At 66.5% G+C, this 1,330-nt stretch carries 1 protein-coding gene; it reads right to left on the minus strand.

All coding sequences use genetic code 11. The annotated features are described in order from the left end of the window. Window positions 1-1,330: molecular chaperone DnaK (gene dnaK / locus ACI2L3_RS40355; protein WP_404757451.1), on the minus strand; the 1,330-nt coding region annotated here is incomplete at both ends.

A 1,330-nucleotide genomic window follows, 5' to 3' on the forward strand; every position in this document is an offset into this window, starting at 1 on the left:
GGCGGCGGAGTCCAGCTCGTTGCGGGCGTCCACGGCCTGGCGCCGCGCCTGGTCGTCAGCCCGGTGCTGCTCGGCTTCCTTAATCATCCGGTCGATCTCGCCCTGGTCCAGATTCGAGGTGTCACTGATGGTGATGCCCTGCTCGGTGCCGGTGTCCTTGTCCTTCGCCGTCACGTTCAGGATGCCGTTCGCGTCGATGTCGAAGGTGACCTCGACCTGCGCTTCACCGCGAGGAGCGGGGCGGATGCCGGTGAGCTCGAACCGGCCCAGCACCCGGTTGTCCGCAGCGATCTCCCGCTCGCCCTGCAGGACGACGATCTCCACCGACGGCTGGTTGTCTTCGGCCGTGGAGAACACCTCGCTGCGTCGGGCGGGGATGGTGGTGTTGCGCTCGATGATCTTCGTCATCACGCCACCGCGGGTCTCCACACCCAGCGACAGCGGGGTGACATCCAGCAGCAGCACGTCGTCGACGTCGCCCTTGAGGACGCCCGCCTGGATGGCGGCGCCCACAGCGACCACCTCATCGGGGTTCACCGTCATGTTCGGCTCCTTGCCGCCGGTGAGCCGCTTGACGAGCGCTTGGACAGCGGGGATGCGGGTGGAACCGCCCACGAGGATGACCTCGTCGATGTCGTCCTCACTCACCTTCGCGTCGGCCATCGCCTGACGCACCGGACCGAGGCACCGCTCAACGAGGTCAGCGGTGAGGTCTTCGAACTTGGACCGCTTCACGGTCATGGTCAGGTGCTTGGGCCCACTGGCGTCGGCGGTGATGAAGGGCAGGCTGACCTGGGTCTGGGACACCGAGCTGAGCTCGATTTTCGCCTTCTCGGCCGCCTCGAACAGTCGCTGCAGCGCCTGCGGGTCGTTGCGCAGGTCGATGCCGTTCTCGTTCTTGAACTCGTCGGCAAAGTAGTCCACCAGCCGGCGGTCGAAGTCGTCGCCGCCCAGGTGGGTGTCACCGGCGGTGGATCGCACTTCGACGACCCCGTCGCCCACGTCGAGGAGGCTGACATCGAACGTGCCGCCACCGAGGTCGAACACCAGGATGGTCTCGTGGTTCTTCTTGTCCATTCCGTACGCCAGTGCGGCGGCGGTGGGCTCGTTGATGATGCGCAGCACCTCGAGCCCGGCGATGCGTCCGGCGTCCTTGGTCGCGGTGCGTTGGGCGTCGTTGAAGTAGGCGGGAACGGTGATGACGGCCTCGGTCACCTTCTCACCGAGGAACTTGCTGGCGTCGTCGACGAGCTTGCGCAGCACCTGGGCGCTGATCTCCTCCGGCGCGTACTGCTTGCCGCGGATGTTGAACCGTGCTTCGCCGTTGGGG

The sequence above is a fragment of the Streptomyces sp. NPDC029674 genome (assembly GCF_044903205.1).
In the GTDB taxonomy this organism is placed as follows: Bacteria; Actinomycetota; Actinomycetes; order Streptomycetales; family Streptomycetaceae; genus Streptomyces.